The organism is Clostridium sp. 1001271st1 H5 (genome assembly GCF_005845215.1).
GTDB lineage: Bacteria > Bacillota > Clostridia > Lachnospirales > Lachnospiraceae > Enterocloster.
This window is the reverse complement of sequence record NZ_SPHO01000025.1, coordinates 37555-57546: the sequence shown is the minus strand read 5'-3', so window position 1 is coordinate 57546 and position 19992 is coordinate 37555. Positions and strand designations below refer to the sequence as shown.

21 protein-coding genes are annotated in these 19992 nt (G+C 51.8%); 8 read left to right on the top strand and 13 right to left on the bottom strand.

All coding sequences use genetic code 11. The annotated features are described in order from the left end of the window. Positions 1 to 12: 12 nt before the first annotated feature. Together FGS84_RS26235 and FGS84_RS26230 are read right to left on the bottom strand one after the other, a co-directional pair. Positions 13 to 843: a polysaccharide deacetylase gene (locus FGS84_RS26235; RefSeq protein ID WP_138311184.1), complete on the bottom strand. Its 831-nt coding sequence runs from the start codon at positions 841 to 843 to the stop codon at positions 13 to 15. After that, a complete protein-coding gene (locus FGS84_RS26230; RefSeq protein ID WP_138311183.1) occupies positions 840 to 1739 on the bottom strand; it encodes a polysaccharide deacetylase in 900 nt (299 codons plus the stop codon). Before FGS84_RS26230 ends, FGS84_RS26235 begins: the two co-directional genes overlap by 4 nt. Before the next feature lie 226 nt (positions 1740 to 1965). Here FGS84_RS26230 and FGS84_RS26225 point away from each other — a divergent pair, with 226 nt between their 5' ends. The 3 genes from FGS84_RS26225 to FGS84_RS26215 are packed head-to-tail and all read left to right on the top strand — an operon-like array spanning position 1966 to position 4271. Further along, positions 1966 to 2871, top strand: a complete 906-nt coding sequence (locus FGS84_RS26225) for an ABC transporter substrate-binding protein (RefSeq protein WP_138311182.1) — start codon at positions 1966 to 1968, stop codon at positions 2869 to 2871. Positions 2872 to 2896: 25 nt separating this feature from the next. Next, on the top strand, positions 2897 to 3565 hold the full coding sequence (locus FGS84_RS26220) for an amino acid ABC transporter permease (RefSeq protein WP_002573031.1): 669 nt from the start codon (positions 2897 to 2899) through the stop codon (positions 3563 to 3565). Then, a complete protein-coding gene (locus FGS84_RS26215) occupies positions 3549 to 4271 on the top strand; it encodes an amino acid ABC transporter ATP-binding protein (RefSeq protein ID WP_138311181.1) in 723 nt (240 codons plus the stop codon). Before FGS84_RS26220 ends, FGS84_RS26215 begins: the two co-directional genes overlap by 17 nt. Positions 4272 to 4346: 75 nt before the next feature. On the opposite strand, the gene FGS84_RS26210 is transcribed toward FGS84_RS26215, so the two are convergent. From FGS84_RS26210 to FGS84_RS26195, 4 genes are all read right to left on the bottom strand, one after another. Continuing rightward, positions 4347 to 5648, bottom strand: coding sequence for a TRAP transporter large permease (locus FGS84_RS26210; protein ID WP_138311180.1), 1302 nt, complete (start codon positions 5646 to 5648; stop codon positions 4347 to 4349). Then, the gene (locus tag FGS84_RS26205; protein ID WP_138311179.1) at positions 5648 to 6148 is read right to left on the bottom strand and encodes a TRAP transporter small permease; all 501 of its coding nucleotides are present in this window, start codon (positions 6146 to 6148) and stop codon (positions 5648 to 5650) included. The genes FGS84_RS26210 and FGS84_RS26205 overlap by 1 nt, the downstream gene beginning before the upstream one ends. A gap of 15 nt (positions 6149 to 6163) precedes the next feature. Next, on the bottom strand, positions 6164 to 7189 hold the full coding sequence (locus tag FGS84_RS26200) for a TRAP transporter substrate-binding protein (protein ID WP_138311178.1): 1026 nt from the start codon (positions 7187 to 7189) through the stop codon (positions 6164 to 6166). Between the two features lie 69 nt (positions 7190 to 7258). Beyond that, positions 7259 to 9760 carry a TIM-barrel domain-containing protein gene (locus FGS84_RS26195; RefSeq protein ID WP_138311177.1) on the bottom strand — a complete coding sequence of 834 codons (2502 nt, stop codon included), beginning with the start codon at positions 9758 to 9760 and terminating at the stop codon, positions 7259 to 7261. A 211-nt stretch (positions 9761 to 9971) separates the two neighbouring features. Here FGS84_RS26195 and FGS84_RS26190 point away from each other — a divergent pair, with 211 nt between their 5' ends. Continuing rightward, positions 9972 to 10811 carry an AraC family transcriptional regulator gene (locus FGS84_RS26190; protein WP_138311176.1) on the top strand — a complete coding sequence of 280 codons (840 nt, stop codon included), beginning with the start codon at positions 9972 to 9974 and terminating at the stop codon, positions 10809 to 10811. Then, positions 10792 to 11994: an acyltransferase gene (locus FGS84_RS26185; RefSeq protein ID WP_138311175.1), complete on the top strand. Its 1203-nt coding sequence runs from the start codon at positions 10792 to 10794 to the stop codon at positions 11992 to 11994. The genes FGS84_RS26190 and FGS84_RS26185 overlap by 20 nt, the downstream gene beginning before the upstream one ends. Here the strand turns inward: FGS84_RS26185 and FGS84_RS26180 are convergent. Next, positions 11955 to 12980, bottom strand: a complete 1026-nt coding sequence (locus FGS84_RS26180) for a GGDEF domain-containing protein (protein ID WP_138311174.1) — start codon at positions 12978 to 12980, stop codon at positions 11955 to 11957. The two genes, FGS84_RS26185 and FGS84_RS26180, sit on opposite strands and share 40 nt — an antisense overlap. 19 nt (positions 12981 to 12999) lie before the next feature. Further along, positions 13000 to 13365, bottom strand: a complete 366-nt coding sequence (locus FGS84_RS26175; RefSeq protein WP_138311173.1) for a hypothetical protein — start codon at positions 13363 to 13365, stop codon at positions 13000 to 13002. A 184-nt stretch (positions 13366 to 13549) separates the two neighbouring features. Here FGS84_RS26175 and FGS84_RS26170 point away from each other — a divergent pair, with 184 nt between their 5' ends. Both FGS84_RS26170 and FGS84_RS26165 read left to right on the top strand, forming a co-directional pair. Beyond that, complete coding sequence (locus FGS84_RS26170; protein WP_138311172.1) at positions 13550 to 14275, top strand: LytTR family DNA-binding domain-containing protein; 726 nt, start codon at positions 13550 to 13552, stop codon at positions 14273 to 14275. Then, positions 14272 to 15621, top strand: coding sequence for a sensor histidine kinase (locus FGS84_RS26165; RefSeq protein WP_138311171.1), 1350 nt, complete (start codon positions 14272 to 14274; stop codon positions 15619 to 15621). Before FGS84_RS26170 ends, FGS84_RS26165 begins: the two co-directional genes overlap by 4 nt. A gap of 24 nt (positions 15622 to 15645) precedes the next feature. Here the strand turns inward: FGS84_RS26165 and FGS84_RS26160 are convergent, their stop codons facing one another. The 4 genes from FGS84_RS26160 to FGS84_RS26145 are packed head-to-tail and all read right to left on the bottom strand — an operon-like array spanning position 15646 to position 17859. Next, a complete protein-coding gene (locus FGS84_RS26160; protein WP_138311170.1) occupies positions 15646 to 15831 on the bottom strand; it encodes a PspC domain-containing protein in 186 nt (61 codons plus the stop codon). Positions 15832 to 15860: 29 nt separating this feature from the next. After that, positions 15861 to 16736, bottom strand: coding sequence for a hypothetical protein (locus FGS84_RS26155; RefSeq protein WP_138311169.1), 876 nt, complete (start codon positions 16734 to 16736; stop codon positions 15861 to 15863). 5 nt (positions 16737 to 16741) lie between these two features. Further along, a complete protein-coding gene (locus FGS84_RS26150; protein ID WP_138311168.1) occupies positions 16742 to 17542 on the bottom strand; it encodes a DUF1700 domain-containing protein in 801 nt (266 codons plus the stop codon). Continuing rightward, positions 17539 to 17859: a PadR family transcriptional regulator gene (locus tag FGS84_RS26145; protein WP_138311167.1), complete on the bottom strand. Its 321-nt coding sequence runs from the start codon at positions 17857 to 17859 to the stop codon at positions 17539 to 17541. The genes FGS84_RS26150 and FGS84_RS26145 overlap by 4 nt, the downstream gene beginning before the upstream one ends. Before the next feature lie 193 nt (positions 17860 to 18052). On the opposite strand from FGS84_RS26145, the gene FGS84_RS26140 reads away from it, so the two are divergent. After that, positions 18053 to 19276: an AEC family transporter gene (locus FGS84_RS26140; protein ID WP_243130087.1), complete on the top strand. Its 1224-nt coding sequence runs from the start codon at positions 18053 to 18055 to the stop codon at positions 19274 to 19276. On the opposite strand, the gene FGS84_RS26135 is transcribed toward FGS84_RS26140, so the two are convergent. Further along, a complete protein-coding gene (locus tag FGS84_RS26135; protein ID WP_207740009.1) occupies positions 19260 to 19982 on the bottom strand; it encodes a formate dehydrogenase accessory sulfurtransferase FdhD in 723 nt (240 codons plus the stop codon). The two genes, FGS84_RS26140 and FGS84_RS26135, sit on opposite strands and share 17 nt — an antisense overlap. Positions 19983 to 19992 lie beyond the last annotated feature (10 nt).

Below are 19992 nucleotides of genomic sequence, written 5' to 3'. Positions count from 1 at the left end.
GGATGCGGTTTATCAGTCAGACATTAATAGATTCCGGTTCTCCAGCACATACTCGGCCACTGCCCGGTTGGTATCAATCCACGCCCCGCGGGACAGCATATAGCCTATAAGCTCCCCCAGCATGTTTACCCGGCTGGCCCGTCCAATGAACTGGGGATGGAGGACAAAGTTAATCATTCTGCCCTCAGCAGCCAGGGAGTCGAATTCATCCTTCCAGATTTCAAGCATTTCCCGGGGGGATTTCAGCTCATACCGCTCCGGGGCGGAATCCGTGTAAAAATCGTAGGCAGTATCGTCAAAGATGGAGTCCTTGGGAAGCTCTACCAGCGGAACCTCCCGGCCGTCTATCCTGTGGATAAAGGGGCCGTCCGAGTCCCGCCAGTTGGAGCTGTATATATAGCCGTGCTCCAGAAACAGCCTCAGGCTGTAATCATGTATCACGCCTCCCGGACCCCGGTGGCCTGCAATGGACTGCCCGGTCAGTTCTTTTATAATGGCTTCGCAGCGGGTCATGGTGGCATCCTCTTCCTCATAGGCAGTGGAGGCGGATTCCTCATGAAGATATCCATGGAATCCGATTTCATGTCCCCTGCGGCTGATTTCCTTTACAACCAGGGGATATTGTTGGGCTATGACGCCGGGAATGAAGAAGGTGGCCTTCACCCCATACACATCCAGCATGTCCAGGATTCTGGGTACGCCCTGTTTGGGTCCGTACGCACCCCTGGACAGATTGGTTATATGGTCGTGGTTTCCATCACCCCTGGTGGTCCACATGGTTTCCGCGTCCAGGTCAAATGCCATCATGACAGCGATTCGCTTATTGTCAGGCCAGGCCATCATAGGGCGTCACCTCCTTTTTCATGATTTGCTCCATCGGATTCAGCCTGGGACAGTACATACCGCGCAGCCTCCTCACAGGTGGTAATCCATGCGCCGTGGCCCTTCATATAGGCAATGAAGCTTCCCAGGGTCGCAATCCGGCTGGCGCGTCCTATCATCTGGGGGTGGAGCTTTAAGACGAAAATTTTATTCCCCTCCTCCGCCAGGCCGTCAAATTCATCCTTCCAGTTGCCGAATACCTCACGGTTGCTGTACATGGAGCGCACGGCAGGGTCGCTGAAGGTGAAATAAAAATAGGTAAAGTCGTCCATGGTGATGTCGCACGGCAGTTCCACCAGAGGCAGTGTCTGACCGTCCTGCTGCCAGAGATATGCCCAGTCGCAGTCTTTCATGGAAGAGCTGTAGAGGTAACCGCGCTCTGCCAGCAGCTTCGGGGTAAAGGGATGGATGATGCTTTCCGGTCCCCTGTGTCCCACCGGGCGCCTGCCGGTGATGCGCTCCAGGATTGTCTCGCTTTTCTCCAGTATTTCTGTTTCCTCTTCCCTGGATATGCCGCGGACGGATTCATGCATGTATCCGTGACAGGCTATTTCGTGGCCATGGGCATGGATGGATTCCACCTGGTCAGGGTAGGTTTCTGCAACGATTCCGGGTACAAAGAAGGTGGATTTGATATCATGGGTGTCCAGCATATCCAGACACCGTCTCAGGCCCTCCCGGGGGCCGTATTGGCCCCGGGAATAATCCGTAAAACCAATGGTGGCGCCTTTGGAAGCGGCTCTGGACATGCGCAGGAATTCCGCGTCAAAGTCAAAGGTGACCATGACAGCAATCCTGGCGCGGCCGGGCCAGGCCATGGCAGGTCCGTTTGTCCTGCCGTCTATTTCATATGACATGGTAAATTGCTCCTTTTATTCATTTCTGCTATTTGTCTCCGGTTTTCATTATAGCACGGATGGGGGGCAGAAAAAAGCCTGGAATCTATTGAATCTGATGCATATTTATGCTATGATTATGCAAGTTCTTCCTTTATTTATGCCGGTAAGGCAGAGGGAGGGGATAAGGTTTGCAGAATGCAGACTTTTTATTTTTTATATACATATAGCAGAGAGGAGAATTATTATGAAAAAAATTGCATTATTGCTGTGCGCTGTTCTGACAGCAGGCGCACTCACCGCATGTTCCGGCGGGGCGGATGCCACCACGGCTGCTGCGCAGGCAGCCACCCAGGAGACAGCGGACAAGGACGGGGCAGGCAAGGACGCAGCGGATACCGCAGCAGGCTCTGAGGACAAGCCGGATGCAGCCGGAGAGAATGCAGCGGCTGAGAATCCGTTTTCCGGTAAGACTGTGAAGGTGGGCTGCTCCGCTACCTTCGTTCCCTTTGAGTCCATCGAGATGGCGGCAGACGGAAGCAAGACCTATGTGGGCATGAATATTGATATTATAAAGGCGGCTGTGGAGAAGAACGGCGGCCAGGTGGAGTTTGTGGATATGCCGTTTAAAAGTCTGATGGCTGCCATCCAGGCAGGACAGATTGACTTCTGCAGCGGCGGCATGGCGCCTACGGCAGAGAGGGAGAAAACACTGGATTTCAGCGAAATCTTCTTCTATCCCAGAAATGCAATTGTATACAGGGCAGAGGACAATTACCCGGATTTGGATTCCCTGAAGGGCAAGAAGATTGCCTATGTATTCGGCACCAATTACCAGCAGGTAGCGGAGAGCGTGGAGGGCGCTGAGACGGTTGGCATCCAGGGAAGCCCTGCTTGTATTGAGGAAGTAAAGAGTAAGAGGGCGGATGCGTGTATTGTTGACGGCGCAGGCGCAACAGAGTTCTTAAAGAACAATGAGGGCCTTAAGCTGAGCCTTATGGATAAGGTGGATGATGACTGTTTTGCCATTGGCTTCCCCAAGGAATCCCCTTATTATGAGACATTCAACAACACGCTGAAGGAAATGATGGAAAACGGAGAACTGGATGAAATCATCGCAAGCCATTTAAGCGAACAGTTCATCTTAGATTAAGGCAATGTAAGAAGGGGCTGCACATATGAAATTAGATTTTACCAGTGTCTGGCAATATTGGCCATTCCTATACCATGGAGCACTGCTCACCCTGAAGATTACGGCCATCTGCGCCGTGCTGGGGTTTTTGCTGGGCATCGTACTGGCTCTTGTTAAAATCAGCAAATATAAACCTCTCATATGGTTTGGAAGGTTTTATACATCCATCTTCAGGGGAACGCCTCTCCTGGTACAGCTGTGTATTGTCCATTTTGGACTGCCGCAGCTGCTGGGATTCACACTGACCACCACCCAGTCCGGAATCCTCACATTTACACTGAACTCCGCAGCCTATGTCTCCGAGATATTCCGGGGAGGCATCATGGGCGTGGACAAGGGACAGTATGAGGCGTCCATGTCCCTGGGCATTGGCTACGGTGATATGATGAAGGACATCATCATTCCGCAGGCCGTGAAACATATCCTGCCCAGCCTGGTGAACGAGGCCATTGCCCTGCTGAAGGAGTCTTCCATTCTGTCCTACATCGGCGCGGTGGAGCTCTTAAGGGCTGCGGACCAGATTACGGTCCTGACCTTCCGGTTCTTTGAACCTTATCTGGTCATTGCCGTTATTTACTACGTATTTGTCATGATATTGTCGGCAGTTGCCAGCCGTCTGGAAAGGTGGGTGAACAGAAGTGATAGAGTTTCGTGATGTGCATAAAAGCTTCGGCAACCTGGAAGTATTAAAGGGAATCAACCTGAATATCGGGAAGGGCCAGGTAGTTACGCTGATTGGCCCTTCCGGTTCCGGCAAGTCCACCATCCTAAGGTGCATCAACCTGCTGGAGAAACCCACCAGGGGGCAGGTGTTCATTGACGGCACGGATATCACGGTTCCAAAGGCAGATATCCAGGCGGTCAGAAAGAACATCGGCATGGTGTTCCAGCATTTTAACCTGTTTCCCCATATGACGGTCATGGAGAATATGACCTATGCCCCGGTGAAGGTGAACAGGATTTCCAAGGACAAGGCAGCGGAAAATGCTCTGGAGCTTCTTAAGCTGGTGGGGCTGGTGGAGAAGGCGGATGCCTATCCGGGTAAGCTGTCCGGCGGCCAGAAGCAGAGAATCGCCATAGCCAGGGCCCTGGCCATGGAGCCGCAGATTATGCTGTTTGATGAACCCACCAGCGCCCTGGACCCTGAGATGGTAAAGGAGGTTCTGGAGGTTATCAAGAACCTGGCCCACACAGGTATCACCATGGCCCTGGTAACCCATGAGATGGGATTTGCCAGGGAGGTATCGGACCGCATCTGCTTTATAGACGACGGGCAGATAGTGGAGGATGCCAATCCGGATGAGTTCTTTAAGAATCCAAAGAGTGACAGGGCCAGAGGATTTTTGGAAAAGGTGCTGTAGAGAATAAGAGGCCGCCCGGGCGAAATACCCGGACGACCTCTTTTTTTAAATACAAAGGCTTATCTCATAATACCACTAAATCAATCCCATGAGGCTGGGAATACCCAGTGACAAGGCAGGTATATAGGTAACGGCCATTAAGAGCAGGAACAGTACTGCAAAGTAGGGAAGCAGTGTTCTGGTCACCTGTTCAATACTGATTTTGCTGATACCGCAGCCCACAAACAGTACGGAACCAACAGGCGGCGTGATGTTGCCGAGGCACATGTTGAAGATTAGCATGACGCCGAACTGAATATCGCTCATTCCCAAACTCTGGGCGATAGGAAGGAAGATAGGCGTGAAAATCAGGATGGCGGGCGTGATGTCCATGAACATGCCCACAACCATGAGGATTATGTTCATCAGCAGCAGTATCACGTATTTGTTGGTGGAGATGGACATGATGCCCTGGCTGATGGCTGCCGGAATTCCTGAGTATGCCATGACAAAGGACATGGCGGAGGAGGCGGAAATCAGGAACAGGATGATGCCGCTGGTGCATGCGCTGCTTACCAGAATCTTCATGAATGACTTCATGGTAAGGCTCCTATAGCAGATGGAAAGAATCAGGCAGTATAGCACACAGATGCCTGCTCCCTCAGTGGCAGTGAAGATGCCGCCCACGATACCGCCGATAACAATGATGATGAGCAGCAGGCTGGGGATGGCTTCCAGGGTCACTTTAACTGCTTCCTTCATGGGCGTGCGGCCGGATACCGGATATTTATGCTTTTTCGCATAAATAAAGGCCACTACCATGGAGCCGACGCCCATGAGGATACCGGGAATATATCCGGCCATGAACAGGGTGGAGATAGATACGCCTCCCGCTACCGTGGAGTACACGATAAAGGCGCTGGTGGGGGGAATCAGCAGTCCGGTGGGAGCAGAGGCAATGTTGACCGCTGTTGCAAAGGCCGGGTCATAGCCCTCATCCTTCTGGATGGGGTAGATACAGCCGCCCATGGCGGATGCAGCTGCCACCGAGGAACCGGACAGCGCTCCAAAGAGCATGTTGCCCACGATGTTGGCCTGGGCCAGGGAGCCTGGAATCCAGCCCACGAACAGCTTTGCAAAGTTTACAAGGCGTCTGGCGATACCGCCGTTATTCATGATATTGCCTGCCAGGATGAAGAGGGGGATGGCAAGCAGGGAAAAGCTTTCCACGCCGCTGTTCATCTTCTGCATGGTGATGAAGGTAATCTGGTCCCAGGACAGACTGGAGATGGCGGTTACGATGGAAGCGATTACAATGCTGACGGAGATTGGGCAGCTGAGGAACAGCAGGATGCCAAATACCGCAAACAGGATAACTGTTGTAAGTCCGATACTCATTACTCATTCCCTCCTTCAATGGTGATTCCGGTTACATCCTCATAGATATTGATAATCTGTGCCAGGATGATGAACAGCCCGGAGATTGGCGCCATGGCATATACCAGGCTTCTGGGAATCCCAAGCAGCGCTGAGAATACCTTCTGGGCGCTTAATGCCAGCTTGAACCCGCCTATGGTGATGACAAAGATGGCAAAGAGCAGAATCAGCACATCGATGGCTGTCATCAGAATCCGGCGGCCTGCCGGGCTTAAGCTGTCGCGCACCAGCACCAGGCACATGTGCTCCCTGGTGATGAAGGCATAGGCAGCTCCGATGAAACCGGTCCAAATCAGAAAGTAGCGCACCAGCTCCTCGGTAAAGGCGGCGGGGCTGTTAAGCACGTAGCGTGTAAATACCTGGTACAGGACCAGAAGGGTCATGACGGACAGCAGCACAGTGGCAATGCCGGCCAGAAGACGGGTCATCCACTTCTTGATGACAGATAATAGTTCATTCATGTGATTACCTCCCCTTTATTCTACCGAATCAATGATGTCAAGCAGCTTCTTCACACCCGGATACTGTGCGCAGTACTGGTCAATCATGCCGCTTGTGGCCTGGCGGAACGCATCCTTGTCAACATCATTCACGAATTCCACGCCCATCTGGGCGGATGCTTCCTGGATGGCCTCATCAATGGCGGCGTCCCAGGCAATTTTGTGGCTTTCCGTGGATTCGTGGGCTGCTTCCAGGATGATTTGCTGGTCCTCCGGGCTGATGGTTTTCCATACCTTGGCGCTCATGACCATTACATCCGGAATCATGGCATGCTGGTCCGTGGAGTATACCTTGCAGATTTCACCGTGCTTGCCCGTGGTGAGGGCTGTCTCGTTGTTCTCAGTGCCGTCGATGATGCCGGTCTGGAGGGAGGTGTATACATCGCCGTAGGACATGGCCACCGGAATGCCGCCCAGAGCCTTCATCATATCGGTCTGGGATTTCATGTCCTGCACGCGGATTTTTAATCCCTTTAAGTCGGCAGGAGTGCGGATGGCCTTGTTCTTGGTGTAAAATGAACGGGCGCCGGATGTATAGTAGGTCAGGGTCACGAATCCGTCATCCGAGGAGGAAAGAAAGAAATCCTGCATCTGGCTGGAATCCATTACATGGTAAAAGTCTTCCGTGTCATCGAAGATATAGGGAAGGCCAAAGGCGTGATAGGATTCATTGTAGGTGGCAAGGCCGGGTGCGGACACCTTGGTCATGGAAATAACACCGGCCATCAGCTGCTCCATGTTCTCATTTTCAGAACCCAGCTGTCCGTTTGGAAGGATGCGGACCTGGATTCTTCCGTTTGTCCGTTCCTCCACCTTGTCTGCAAATTCTGTCATTGCAATGTGTACGGTATGGGTCTCGCTGAGGCCGTGGGCCAGAGTAAGCACCATTGGGTTTTCTGCGGTAGCTTCTGCGCTGGTCTTGGCGCCGCCCTGGGCGCATCCGGTGAGCCCCAGCACAGCCAGACTCATAGCCACTGCCATTGCTGCTGCAAATTTTTTCATTTTCAATATCCCCTTTCTATGGTAGCAGCTTCCCCTCTGTAAGCGGGAGGGGAAGCATATGCTCGCTTTTTACATACCAATCAGGTCGAATTGCTCAAAGGATACAATCACCTGATAATCCTTCTTAGGATTAGGGTACTTAATCTGAACGGATTTAAGCCTCTGGCTGTAATACCATCCGCAGTCCGCCTCCTCGAATTTTCTCCGGTGGAGGAAATGAGGAATGGTTTCTCCGTCCGCCTTGACCCAGTAGGGAGCCTTTTCACGGTGAATCATGTCCAGATACAGTGTCTTTACAGCTGTCTCATAATGGCCTTCCTGGTGGAAATCCAGGGTAGTGCGTTCCCCGGCTGTCATGGTTATGTCTGTCTTCAGATAACTTCCATTCTCATAGTCCATGGAAATGCCGTCATCCTCATAGAGGGCAAACCGGCTGTCCCGGTCAGCTGCACACAGAATCCTGAGGTGCTCTGTCTGCTGCGTTTTCAGGTTATCAAGCTTGTCTTCCGCCATGGGAATGATGGCGCCGCTTCTCACCAGCAGGGGGATAGACCCCAGGTCCACGGGAAGCTCGATGACGGCGCCGCCCTCATAGGCAGTCCTTGTGTAGAAATCATAGAAGGTTTCGCCTTCAGGCAGGTATACCTTCCTGGCGGAGGCGCCTTTTTCCACCACATTGGCTACCAGCAGGGAATCGCCGAACATGAAGTCCACGCCCTCCTCGTAGCACCTAACATCATTCTGGAATGCGCTGCACATGGGTTCCATGATGGGAAGTCCTGTCTCATGGGCCCGTTCCATCAGTGAGTAGAGGTAAGGACTTAACTGGTAGCGGAGGCCGATGGCTTCCCGGATATAGCCCGTGCAGTCACCGTACATCCAGGGCTCAGTCACTGTGTTGTCGGTGTTGGTGGAGTGGATGGAGAAACGGGGCTGGAATATGCCGTTCTGAATCCAGCGGACCATAAGCTCTGCTTCCGGTGAGGGGCCGTAAAATCCGCCGATGTCGCAGCCCTGGTTGGCCACGCCGGAGAGGCTCATGCCCAGGATGGTTGCAATGTTATATTTTAAGGAGTCCCAGCAGGTCAGGTTATCCCCTGCCCAGGTCTGGGCATAGCGCTGTATGCCGCAGTGGCCGGAGCGGCACACAATGTAGGGACGGGTATTGGGAAAGGTTTCATGGATGGCTTCATCCGTAATATGGCACATGATATTGGACATAACGGATTTCAGCTGTCCGATGGTGCCGCCCTTGCCCTCAAAATCACAGCGGCAGTCCTTATCCACCAGGCTGTCATATTCGCAGTTGTCGTTCCACACAGAACTGGTGCCGTATTCCAGGACATTTTCCCTGAGCATTTCCTTCCAGTAGGTCCGGGTGGAAGGTTTGGTAAAGTCTGCAAACACGCCTTTTCCGCCCCACCAGGTTCCGATGCCCGGCTCGTCGCTGTCACTGGCCTTCACGAACATGCCCCTGGCCTTCATTTCGTCCAGTTTGGGATGGATGAGAAGGATGCCCGGTTTTACGTTGGGGGATACGGACACGCCTCTTTTATCCATCTGGGCAAAGAATTCCCTGGGGTCCTTGAACCGCTTTTTGTTCCAGGTAAAGACACAGCGCTTGATACCCTTATCTGTCTCCACGGTGCAGTAGCCGGAGGAAAGCTGGAAACCGTCCACCGGTATCTTCTCCTCCTTTGTGGTGTCGATGAAATCCAGGATGGCATCATCGCAGTCCTCATCCAGCTCCGGGTAGTACATGGAAGAACCCAGATAGCCCAGGGCATACCGGGGAAGCATGGCTGATTTGCCGGTGAGGTCCGTATAGCGCTCCACGACCTGCCGCACAGAGGGGCCTGCAATAAGGAACAGGTCAATGTCGCCGCCGTCTGTACGGTAACGGCTGTGGGGTTTCCAGTAATTGCTCTTCTCACGGCCCATGTCAAAGTCGCACTCGTAGGTGTTGTGGTAAAAATATCCCACTGCTTTCCTGGTGCTGCGGCTTAATTTTATGTAAAAGGGGATGTGCTTGTAAAGAGAGTCTGTTTCCTTAGGGTTGTATCCCATGGCGTCCTTGGGGCTCATGCCCATGAATTTCTGGGCTTTGTTGAAATCACCGCTCTTCTCTCCAAAACCATAAAAGCAATCTTCCGGTGAAATCTCGCTGGTGTGAATCCGGCGGTGGTTGCTGTCCTCCATATAGGCCAGGTCTGGGATGTCCGCGTGAAGCAGGGTGCCTTCTTTGTCGTATACGCAGATGCGCAGCGGGTCCTTCTCCACCACTACCTTTAAGAGGCTTCCCTCAATCACTGCCTCCCTGTCCCCGTCCGACAGGACTGCATCCGCTGCAGCCACCCGTGTTCTGCGGCCTTTCAGGAAATCGTCCATCCGGTCCTCCCATGCTGTCATCACAAGGCTGTAGGATTCCTCTGCGAAATCGCCGTCAAACCCGGCCCTGATGCGCAGGATGGAATCAGTCAGAAAAAGAATGCGGATTTCCACACTGTTTGTCGTCACTGAAAAGTAATTATCCTTTTTAATGACTGTGTAAGCATTCGTACAAACCTTCATAAATTGTTGCCTCCTTGTTTTATTTCAACCGGTTTTATGTTATTATCATATAGAATTAAGGCCGCCTAAACTAGACAATATTTGCAGTTTTATGGTTGAAATTAAACATATCTTGCTGTATTAATTTGGAAGCGCTATGATGTTTCCGTGTATTTTACGGTTATAAAAACATGGGAATTGGATATATGTACCAAAGAAAGGGGGAAACAGATTGATTGACCAGGCTGGAATCATGATGGCCCAGGGAAGGAGCATTGCCGGCGAACGCATACAGGGGGTCAATGACAATATGTCAAAGTCCCACTATCACGATTATTTTGAACTGTACTATCTGGAGGAGGGTGAACGGTTCCATATCATCCAGGACCAGCTCTACTGCATTCATCCGGGAGAATTTCTTATATTTTCCCCTTATGTGATGCACCACTCCTACGGCCAGGAAAATGTGCCTTTTAAGCGGCTCCTGGTGTATTTCGCCAGGGAGGAAGTGGATTCCCGTCCGCTGTTAAAGGTGCTGGAGCAGGGAACCGGGGTATATAAGCCGGACCAGCGGGAAAAGCAGGTTGTGCACCGCATGCTGGACGACCTGCTTAAGGAACAGGATGAACCTCAGGCTTACCATGAGGATTATATCCATACCCTGTTAAACATGGCGTTATTGACCATTGCCAGGAAAATACAGACACCGGTTAAGCCGGAAAAGCGCAACCGGATTACAGATGTAATCAGCTATATCCATAAAAATTACCAGGAGGATATATCCATTGACCAGCTGGCCCAGATGTCCTATGTAAGTCCCTACTACCTGTGCAGGGAGTTCAAGCGGTATACCAACAGCACCATCATCCAGTATGTGAACGTCACACGGGTGATGAATGCCCAGAGGATGTTCATGGAAACAGATAAGAATATAACGGAAATCAGCCGTGATACCGGATTCTCCAACATCACTCACTTTAACAGGGTGTTTAAGTCGGTCATGGGCATGACCCCGTCTAATTTCAGAAAAATATATAAAACGGAGGCCGGACATGGCAGAAGGACGATTTGACGGAAAAGGGACAGGCGGGGCGGAGAAACGGTGCAACGCAGGCCAGGCGCGCCCCGGGGTACAGTCCCATGACGGCTTCAATATGCAGTTCTGCATTCTGTCGGCCCTGGGCATGGTTTTTGTGGTGGACGGCCATCTCAATAACAGTTACCTGGATATAGGGGGACTGGTGCCCTACTACTCCTTTCACATGCCCTTGTTCGCCTTTATCTCCGGGTATTTTTATAAAAAGGGAAGCGAAAACCGGCTGGGGGCATACACCAGGAAAAAGATAGTCCGGCTGCTGGGACCGTATATGGTATACAATCTGATTTACGGCATGATTGCACAGGTACTTCATCTGGCTGGTTTTGCCTTTGGGGGGGATTTGAACCTGTGGAATCTGTTGGCGGAGCCATTTATTACAGGACACCAGTTTGAATATAACCTGGCTGCCTGGTTTGTGCCTGCCCTGTTTCTGGTGGAGATGGCCAATGTGCTCCTGCGCCGCCTTTTAAAGGGAATGGATTCTGAATATGCAGTCTTTCTTCTGTATCTGTCCATAGGGGCCGGAGGCATCCTTCTGGCGCGCTCCGGACGGTACCAGGACGGATGGCTTACACTGGTGCGCATGATGTTCCTGCTGCCCTGCTACGGTGCAGGCACCCTGTACAGGGAGAAGCTGGAGCAAAGGGACAGGGCGGACCATTGCCTGTACTTTGGCATCATCCTGGCAGTCCAGCTGGTTCTGGCCATGTCCGGCCGCCCTCTCATCTACTCCGTGGCCTTCTGCAACGGTTTTACGGGAATCCTGCTGCCCTACATCACGGCCGGGCTGGGCATCGCATTCTGGCTCAGGGTATGCCGTATCCTGGCCCGGGCCTTTGAGGACAGCCGGTATCTCCGGTATTTCGGAAGCCATACATATGCAGTGATGATGCACCATATCATGGCCCTTATGGTACTGAAAACCCTGTTTGCGGCCATGGCAAAGTACACGCCTCTCTTTGTGGGATTCAGTTTTGAACAGTACAAGGCAGATCTCTGGTACTGCTATTTTCCCAAAAATCTGCCTCAGTTCCGTGTGGTGTATCTTATATGGGCCATCGCGCTGCCGCTGTTGTTCCAGTGCGCAATTGACAGGATAAAGTCCTGCCGGGGCCGTCAGGCCCTGGGACGTCTGCGGGCGGGCTTTAAGGGATAGCTGCGGTGCAGAACCAGGTTGTCTGCCGTTTCCTGGCGTACCCGGTAGTAGGAGCTGCATATGCGCTCTGCAATGACATCCACATTTTCCAGGGACACATCCAGCACCATGACCAGGTACTGGCAGCTGCTGTACCGGGTGAACACATCTCCCATGCGCAGGCTCTGCTTGATTTCCTCCCCCAGCATATCCATCTCAGCATCTCTTTTATCCAGGGGGAGGAAACCGTTATTCCGGTCTGTCAGGGTAAACAGGATGATGAAAGCCCTTTTTTTATCCCTTCTGAGGCGCCTTTCCTCCAGACGGTAGATTTGTTTAAAGGTTTCGTAATCCTGGCAGTAGGCCCCTGGCGGGATTTCCTTCTCTTCCATCTCCCTGGCTATCAGGCTCATATCAGGCTGTATGCCTGCCGGCTCCCTGGCAGGGGATGCATAGCCGGTCCCGTTCTTTAAGTTGCGAAGACGTTTTTTCGCCATGATTTTCTGGTCCGCACAGTCAAACATATCCCGGTATTTACTGCAGGTCAGGCTGTCTGCACTGTCTATGGTAATGGACAGTTTAATCAGGATGGAATCGCCCAGCCGCACTTCGCGGAACCGTTCCTGAATCCGCAGGCATTCACCGGCTGTCCTGGCGTCCTCCAGAATAGAGGGTATAAAAATAACGAATTCATCCCCACCCACGCGCCCCACCAGATTTTGCCCGTTAAACATCTTTTTCAATACGCTCGCAATGGTGCACAGCAGCATATCCCCGGCAATGTGGCCGTAACGGTCATTTACCTGCTTGAAATGGTCCAGGTCCAGGACAATCATGGTTCCGGGCTGTTTGCAGCGAAGGTGGTCATCTACCCTGCGCTCCATGGTGATACGGTTATACAGTCCGGTCAGTCCGTCCAGTTCCGCCAGGGACTGGAGGGCACAATTTTCCTGCTCCAGCTGTCTGCGCGTCTTCCTGACAGTATCTGTCTGCTGTCTCTGTTTCATTTAAACATCCCTCCAGATATTACTGTGTGCTCTGTACTTCCAGGGCACATTCCAGAGCCCGCTGCATTTTCTGGCAGCTGACCGGCTTCATGAAGAAATAGCTGACACACATACGGTATGCCTGTACCCCGAAATCCAGGTCGGAAATCCAGATAAGCCGCCTGGAGAGCAGCTGTGCACTGGCTGCGGTATCCAGGCCCCGTACGCCGTCCAGGGCAACAATAACCAGGTCCCACTCCCTTCCTTCCAGGGCAGCAGCCAGTTCCGCCCAGTTTTTACAGGTTCCAATCTGCATTTCCAGGCATTTAGCCGAGGCCCATTTAAGGATGTAATCTATCATTAGGGTCCGTTCCGGCAGGTTGTCGTTACAGATAATGATGTTCATGCAGTGCTCCCCCTTTCTTAAGTGGATTTAAACATCTGATTCAAACATACCGTTTTTCAGCCGTACATTCAATAAGCTGGCCTGATTTTGCAGCTTTTGGCCTGATTTTGCATTTGCCATAAGTGTCTGTTTTATGTAAAATGAAGTCAGGAAGGTATTTCTTGCCTATCAAAGGGGGAATTTTATGCGGGTTGCCATTATCGATGATTTAGTGATGTGCAGGCAGGAGATAAAAGAATATCTGATGCGCTATATCCGTGAGAATTATGAAGGGGAAGTACCGGAACTGGATGAGTTTGAAAGCGGGACCGGGTTTGTTGGCGCTTTCCGGCCCCAGGTATATGATTTGATTTTCATTGACCAGTACATGGATGGCATGTCCGGTATGGACACTGCCAGGGAGATAAGGAAACGGGATGAGGCGGCTGCCCTGATTTTTGTTACCACCAGCCATGACCATGCAGTGGACAGCTATGGGGTCAGGGCCTGCGGTTATCTTATAAAACCCTTTACATATGAAGCATTTGAGAGGACCATGAGGCTGGCGCGGGTGGAAAAGATATTAAATGCCCGTTTCATTGCCCTGGGGGATGACAGGATACTGTTAAAGGATATTCTCTGGTGTGACCGGGACGGCCATTATGTGCAGGTACATACAGGGAGGCAGGGTATCCTGAGATACCGGGTACCCTTTGCGTCTCTGGAGACAGTATTGTCTGCTTATCCTCAGTTTTTGCCTTGTTACAGGGGGCTTATCATTAACATGGACCGTGTTGGGCGTATGGAGGAGATGGAGTTCCTCATGGATACCGGCCAACGGGTTCCGTTTCGCAAGCGGGACCATAAGGAAATCAGGAGCCGGTTTTCACAGTACATGTTCCGGCGGGCAAGGGAGGAGGATTTACTATGATGGATACAGCTATGACGCTGCTGTTTCCCTTTTTGGATTTCATGCCCTTTGGCCTTCCCAGATACTGGGTCCACAGGGACAAGCTGAAAATCCGGTACAGGTATGTGGTACTGATGATGGCGGCTGTTTCGTGTGTGAACAGCGCAGCCTTCTGCCTTATCAATCAGGGCGGCTATGAGGCTGCCGCCCGTTGGACTACCCTGATGCGGTACAGCTTCATGCTGTTTAATCTGACGTGTTCATTTTTATTAATCAGGGAACAGTTCCAGAAACTGATGTTTACCTACCTGCTCCTGATGGCCTGGTCCTTTTTTGTGTTTGGCAATGCCAATTTTATTGAGAGCCGCTTTTTTTGGGATTTTTCAGAGGTCCACCCTTATCTCATATATAATATAGCCAGGGTGGTACTGCTGCTCCTCACTTATCCTTTCATACTTCATTTCCTGGAACATACGGTAAAAGAGGCACTGAAGATGGACGACCGGAGAATGTGGCGGTATATGTGGAAAATCCCTTTGTTTTCCACCCTGTTCGGCATGCTTTACTGTACGGTGCAGGATGTATATGCATATGCTTCCTGGCAGTTTCTGATTTCCAGGTATCTGATGCTGCTTGGCACCTGCTATGTGTCTTATGTTTTTTTGAAGGTGTTGGAGATATCCCGCAGAAAGACCCAGCTGGAGGAGGAGTTAAAGTATGCGGACCGAAGCCTCCTGGCCCAGAAAAAGCAGTATGAAACCATGTCGGCCCACATGGAGGACATGAAAAAGGCGCGCCATGACCTGCGTCAGCATCTGGCTGTGGTGCAGTCCTATATAGACCGGGATGACAGGTCCGGCCTGGCTGAGTACATTGAGATTTACAAGACAGAGCTGCCGCCGGATATCCAGGAAATCTATTGCCGCAACCAGGTGGTCAATGCCCTGGTCTGCTACTATGCTTCCCTGGCCCGCAGGCATAAAATACGCTTTGAAGCCCAGGCAGACTACCCGGAACCCTGCCCTGTATCGGATACCGAGGTGACGGTTATCCTGGGCAATCTGCTGGAAAATGCAGTGGAGGCCTGCCTTCGGGAGAAGGATGCAAAATGCTCCATCCGCCTGCGCATCAGCAGGAAAAATAAAAACAGCCTTGTATTCCTCACAGACAATACCTGTACAAGGACCGTGGCCTTTGACGCTGACAGCAAAACACCCCTTTCCTCAAAACGGAAAGGGGTGGGAATCGGCGCTGCCTCGATTCGGGAAATAGCGGACCGGTATAAAGGCGAGGCCCTGTTTGAACAAAAAGACGGCATGTTTTATGCGTCTGTATGGCTGCAGCTTCCGGAGAAGGCTGATGATTAGGCCGGGGCCGGTGTTGTCCCGGCCTTAGTTGGGCTCCAGGGGAATGATGATGGCCGCCACGAAATAAGCTATGATTCCCGGGCCGGAGCAGGCAAATATGGCCCATATCAGGCGGACGATGGTAGGGTCAATGTTAAAGTACTCTCCTATGCCTCCGCATACGCCGCAGAGCATTTTGTTTATATTGGAACGGTATAATTTCTTATCCATAATGTTATCTCCTTTTCTGCAGGCAGGCCCTATAGGGTCTGGTCAAAATTTACATCAATGGTTCCCACGCCGCATTCCAGTTCCATGGTGTAGGGAGCCTTGTTGTTTATGTGTGTCTCATGGGAAAGCATGGTGTAGTGTTCCTCACCCACGTCAATGGTTCCCACGCCGCATTCCACCTGATAATTATAGCCGGTCTGGGAGCCGGTCAGGTTCAGGGTCACATCTCCCACTCCTGTCTCAATTTCCACATCCCCATTGACAGTGCCCGAAAATGTAACGGCTCCCACGCCAGTGTCAATCTCCAGTTTGGAGAGGGTGACGCCCAGGACCCTGCATTCCGCTGCCCCCATATCCAGGGACAGTTTATCAAGTTCTTTTCCGGCCGGAATCAGAACCTCAATCCGGGGAGCATCGTTGCCGCGGCTGCGCCCGGACTCCCTCTTGATTTTTAAGGTGGATTCGTCCATGTAGCACCGTGTGCGGCCATAGATATCCTGTACATTGACCTGGATTTGGGAAATGCCCTCCTTTTCAGCAATGCGTATTACGCCCTTATCTACATCCAAATCCAGTTTCCTGGCCTGTTTAAAGGAGGGGTCGGATACCGTGGTCATTTGTGAAGAGTCATGGTCCCGGTCTGTGACATCCGTATCTTCCCGGTTATCCGCGTCACCCCAGTCATCCCAATTATCCCAGTTATACAGGCCATCCCAGTCATCCATACGGTCATTGTCCCAGCGGAGCGTCCATGGCATATGATTGTGCCAGACCCTGGAGGCCATCCGGGACGGCAGGGTGCTTGTGAATCGTCCTCCCATAGCAGCTGAGACAGCGGTGATGCCCAATCCAAGGAACAGGAGTATCAGTCCGGTGACAGCGCATATTTTTATGAATCTCTTCATTTTCATTACCTCCTTCGGTGGAGCAGGCGGCTAAGCCCATTGACGATACTTCGTATGACAAAAGGGACAAACCTTCCGTAGAACAATACGGAAAGGGCCAGGCACAGGGCCCCGGCGCCCAGAAGGATTAGTCCTGTACCGGATGTCATGAGTCCGTCCAGGGGGTGGGAAAACATGTGGAACACGCCATATGGAAGCATAACGATTCCCCCCATGAGTACCGCAAAGGTGGTGACTCCCAGCCCCACCAGTATAGCTGTCAGAATGCCCAGGACTCCCGCAGCCAGGCCCAGCAGGCCGCCGCCCACCCCCAGGAACACGGGGAATGCCACTATGATGAGGACTGCCCATAATATGAGCTTTATCACCTTGCTGGTTCTGGGCGGAGACGTCTGGGAGGCCCGTTTTCCGGCATCTGTATAACGGTCCTCCGATCCCTGGTTAAATCCCTGGCTCTGTCTGAAGTCATCCTGGCCATCCGCCTGACCGTTTCCCTGGCTGCCGCCCTCCTGCTCCTGTGGCAGGTCCAGACGCTTTGCCATGGCATAGCCCGGGTCCCGGAACCGCTCGTCCTGATAGCCCTGTTCCGTAAATTCGCCGCCGTCCTCCAGGTGTCCTGCTATGTCGGTCCGAATGATGGCGGCAATCCGCTCAGGGCTTCCTAATTCCTGTATGACCTCTGCTTCCTTATCAGGACCGGCCTCGTCAAAATAATCGGTATAGTATTGGACCGCATCGTCCTTGTCTTCATCCTGGATGTCCTGCAGAAGATATGCAAGCTCCCTCATAAACTCATCCCTGGTCATAGCTTCGCCTCCTTAAATATCTGGGATATCTTCTGTGAATAAGTTGCCCATTCCCCCCGGTACAAATTCAGCTGTACCCTGCCTTTTTCCGTTAGCCTGTAATATCTGCGGTTCCTGCCGTCAATGGCCATGTCGTACACCTCCAGACAATCCTCCTTCTGAAGGCGTCTCAGCACCGGATATAAGGTGGATTCCGAGATATCAATGGCCAGCCGGACATCCTGGGTGATTTTATATCCATAAGTCCCTTCCGCATCCTTTGAGACAACTGCCAGTACAATGGCGTCTAAAAGTGCGGAGCCAGTGTTAAATATCATAAGCACACCTCTGTTCTGAAAACAATATTATTAGTCGCGTCATATTATACAATGTATAATATAGTTATACTATACAGCATATAGTATTATATGTCAACACAAGAAAATCAAAAGATTCTGTTATATTTTCTTAAGCCTCTTTAGAAACTATTTAGCAATCGGTCAAACTTATGACACAAATAGCCGGTATACTATGAGACATAAACAAGCAGTCAGAGCTTTTCATATAGATACCATACATAATAAGCCGGTGGGATTGGCAGAGGGCCTTTCCTGCCGGCTCAACCTAATTTATGGGGCAGACAGGGGAACAGTCATTATAAACAGCGGTTGTTTTCTGGAGTTATCATTGAAAATAGCAATGGAATCAGCTACAATGGAACAATCAAGAAAAAAGCAGGTAATAGAAATGAACGCAGGAATTATTGCCGGGCAGATGCTGGTTTTGTTTTTTATGATGTTGGCTGGTTTTATTGCCTTCAAGGCGCACATCGTCTCCCAGGAAGGCTCTAGGAGTCTGTCTTCCGTTATCATCAATATCTTTAATCCATGTCTGATTATATCCGGCGTACTGAATAAGAAAATCACATACAGTCCTCACATGGTGGCAGAGAACCTGGTTTTGGTGGCTGTGTTTTTCCTGGTTCTCATTCTCCTGAGCCGGCTGTTTACAAAGCTTATGGGACTTGAACCCGGGGAGGTAAACAGCTACCGCCTTATGATGATATTCCCCAACCTGGGATTTATGGGAATCCCGCTGGTGCGCAGCCTGTATGGGGAAGAGGCTGTGATATTCGTGGCCTTTTATATTGTTGGTTATAATCTTCTGGTTTATTCGTATGGTATTCTTCTGGCTATGGGGACAAGGGATGACAGTAAAAATAGAGGAGACAGGCCGCAAGGAAAGGCTGGAAACGGACAGAAAAGAAAAGACGGGGCGCAAAACAGCAGGACGGACCGGACCGGGCTCCCCTGGAAGAAGATGCTAAATATCGGCATGGGCGCCTGTATCCTGGCAATTCTTATATTTGCATTCCATATCCGGGTGCCGGAACCCGCGGCTGTTTTTGTGGACAGCATGGGAAATGCAGCCGTGCCCCTGTCCATGATGACCGTGGGAATCATGGTGGCCCAGTCAGACTTAAAGTCCCTGGTCACCGACAGGAAGCAGCTGCTCTTTGCCTTTATCAGCCTGTTGGTCATACCTGCTGTCTGCATCCCGTTTCTGAGGATGCTGCCCATTGACAAGGTTTCCTACGGAATCTTTATCCTTTTGATTGCAATGCCGGTGGGCAGCGTGGTCATGCTGGTTGAGAAGGAATACGGGGCCACGGATGGAAGGATTTCAGCCAAAAGCATTGCGCTGACCTCCATCCTGTCTGTGCTTACCATTCCTGTGATTACATATCTGGCCTGACCGGGGATGGGGCAGAGGAGCCATTACGGGCTGCACGGTAGATATTCATCCTGTTTCTGCGGGCAAATCCGATGACCGTCAGGTTGTAGGCAGCGGCCAGCTCCAGGGTCAGGTCCGTTGGGGCGGAGCGGGATACAATGACGGGTATGCCGGCCCATATGGCCTTCTGCGCAATGGGGAGGGGAATCCGCCCGGTGGTATACACGCTGGTGCCAGCAAAGTCCACATGGTCTTTTAAGGCCCGGCCAACTGTCTTTTCAAATGCCCGGCCGCGGTCCAGGTCCTCTGTCAGGTACAGAACCTCGGAATCACGGCACAGCATTACGCTGTGGACGTTGCCGGTTTTGCGGAACAGCTCCGAGGCGTCCAGAAGGCGCTGGGAAAGCATGAGTATGTCATTGGGACAGATGTGTGAATCCGGGAGGCGGACCATGGTACGGTCCGTTTCCCGGATTTTTATGTCTGCCCGGCAGAGAGACGGATGAATGTTTAAATCCGTTATATCCTCAGGGGAGGAGATGGCGCCTGAGGTATACAGCCTGCCTAAGAGCATCTCCTCCAGGTATTCCGGAATACAGTGAAGGACTTCCGCTAAGCGGCCGTTGATGCGCACGCTGAGGGCGCATTCCGCCAGTACTTCATCTGCGGAGGGCTCCTCCCTGCCGTCCTCATACCGTATGATTGGATACTGTTTGGTGAATTCCATTATCAGCACC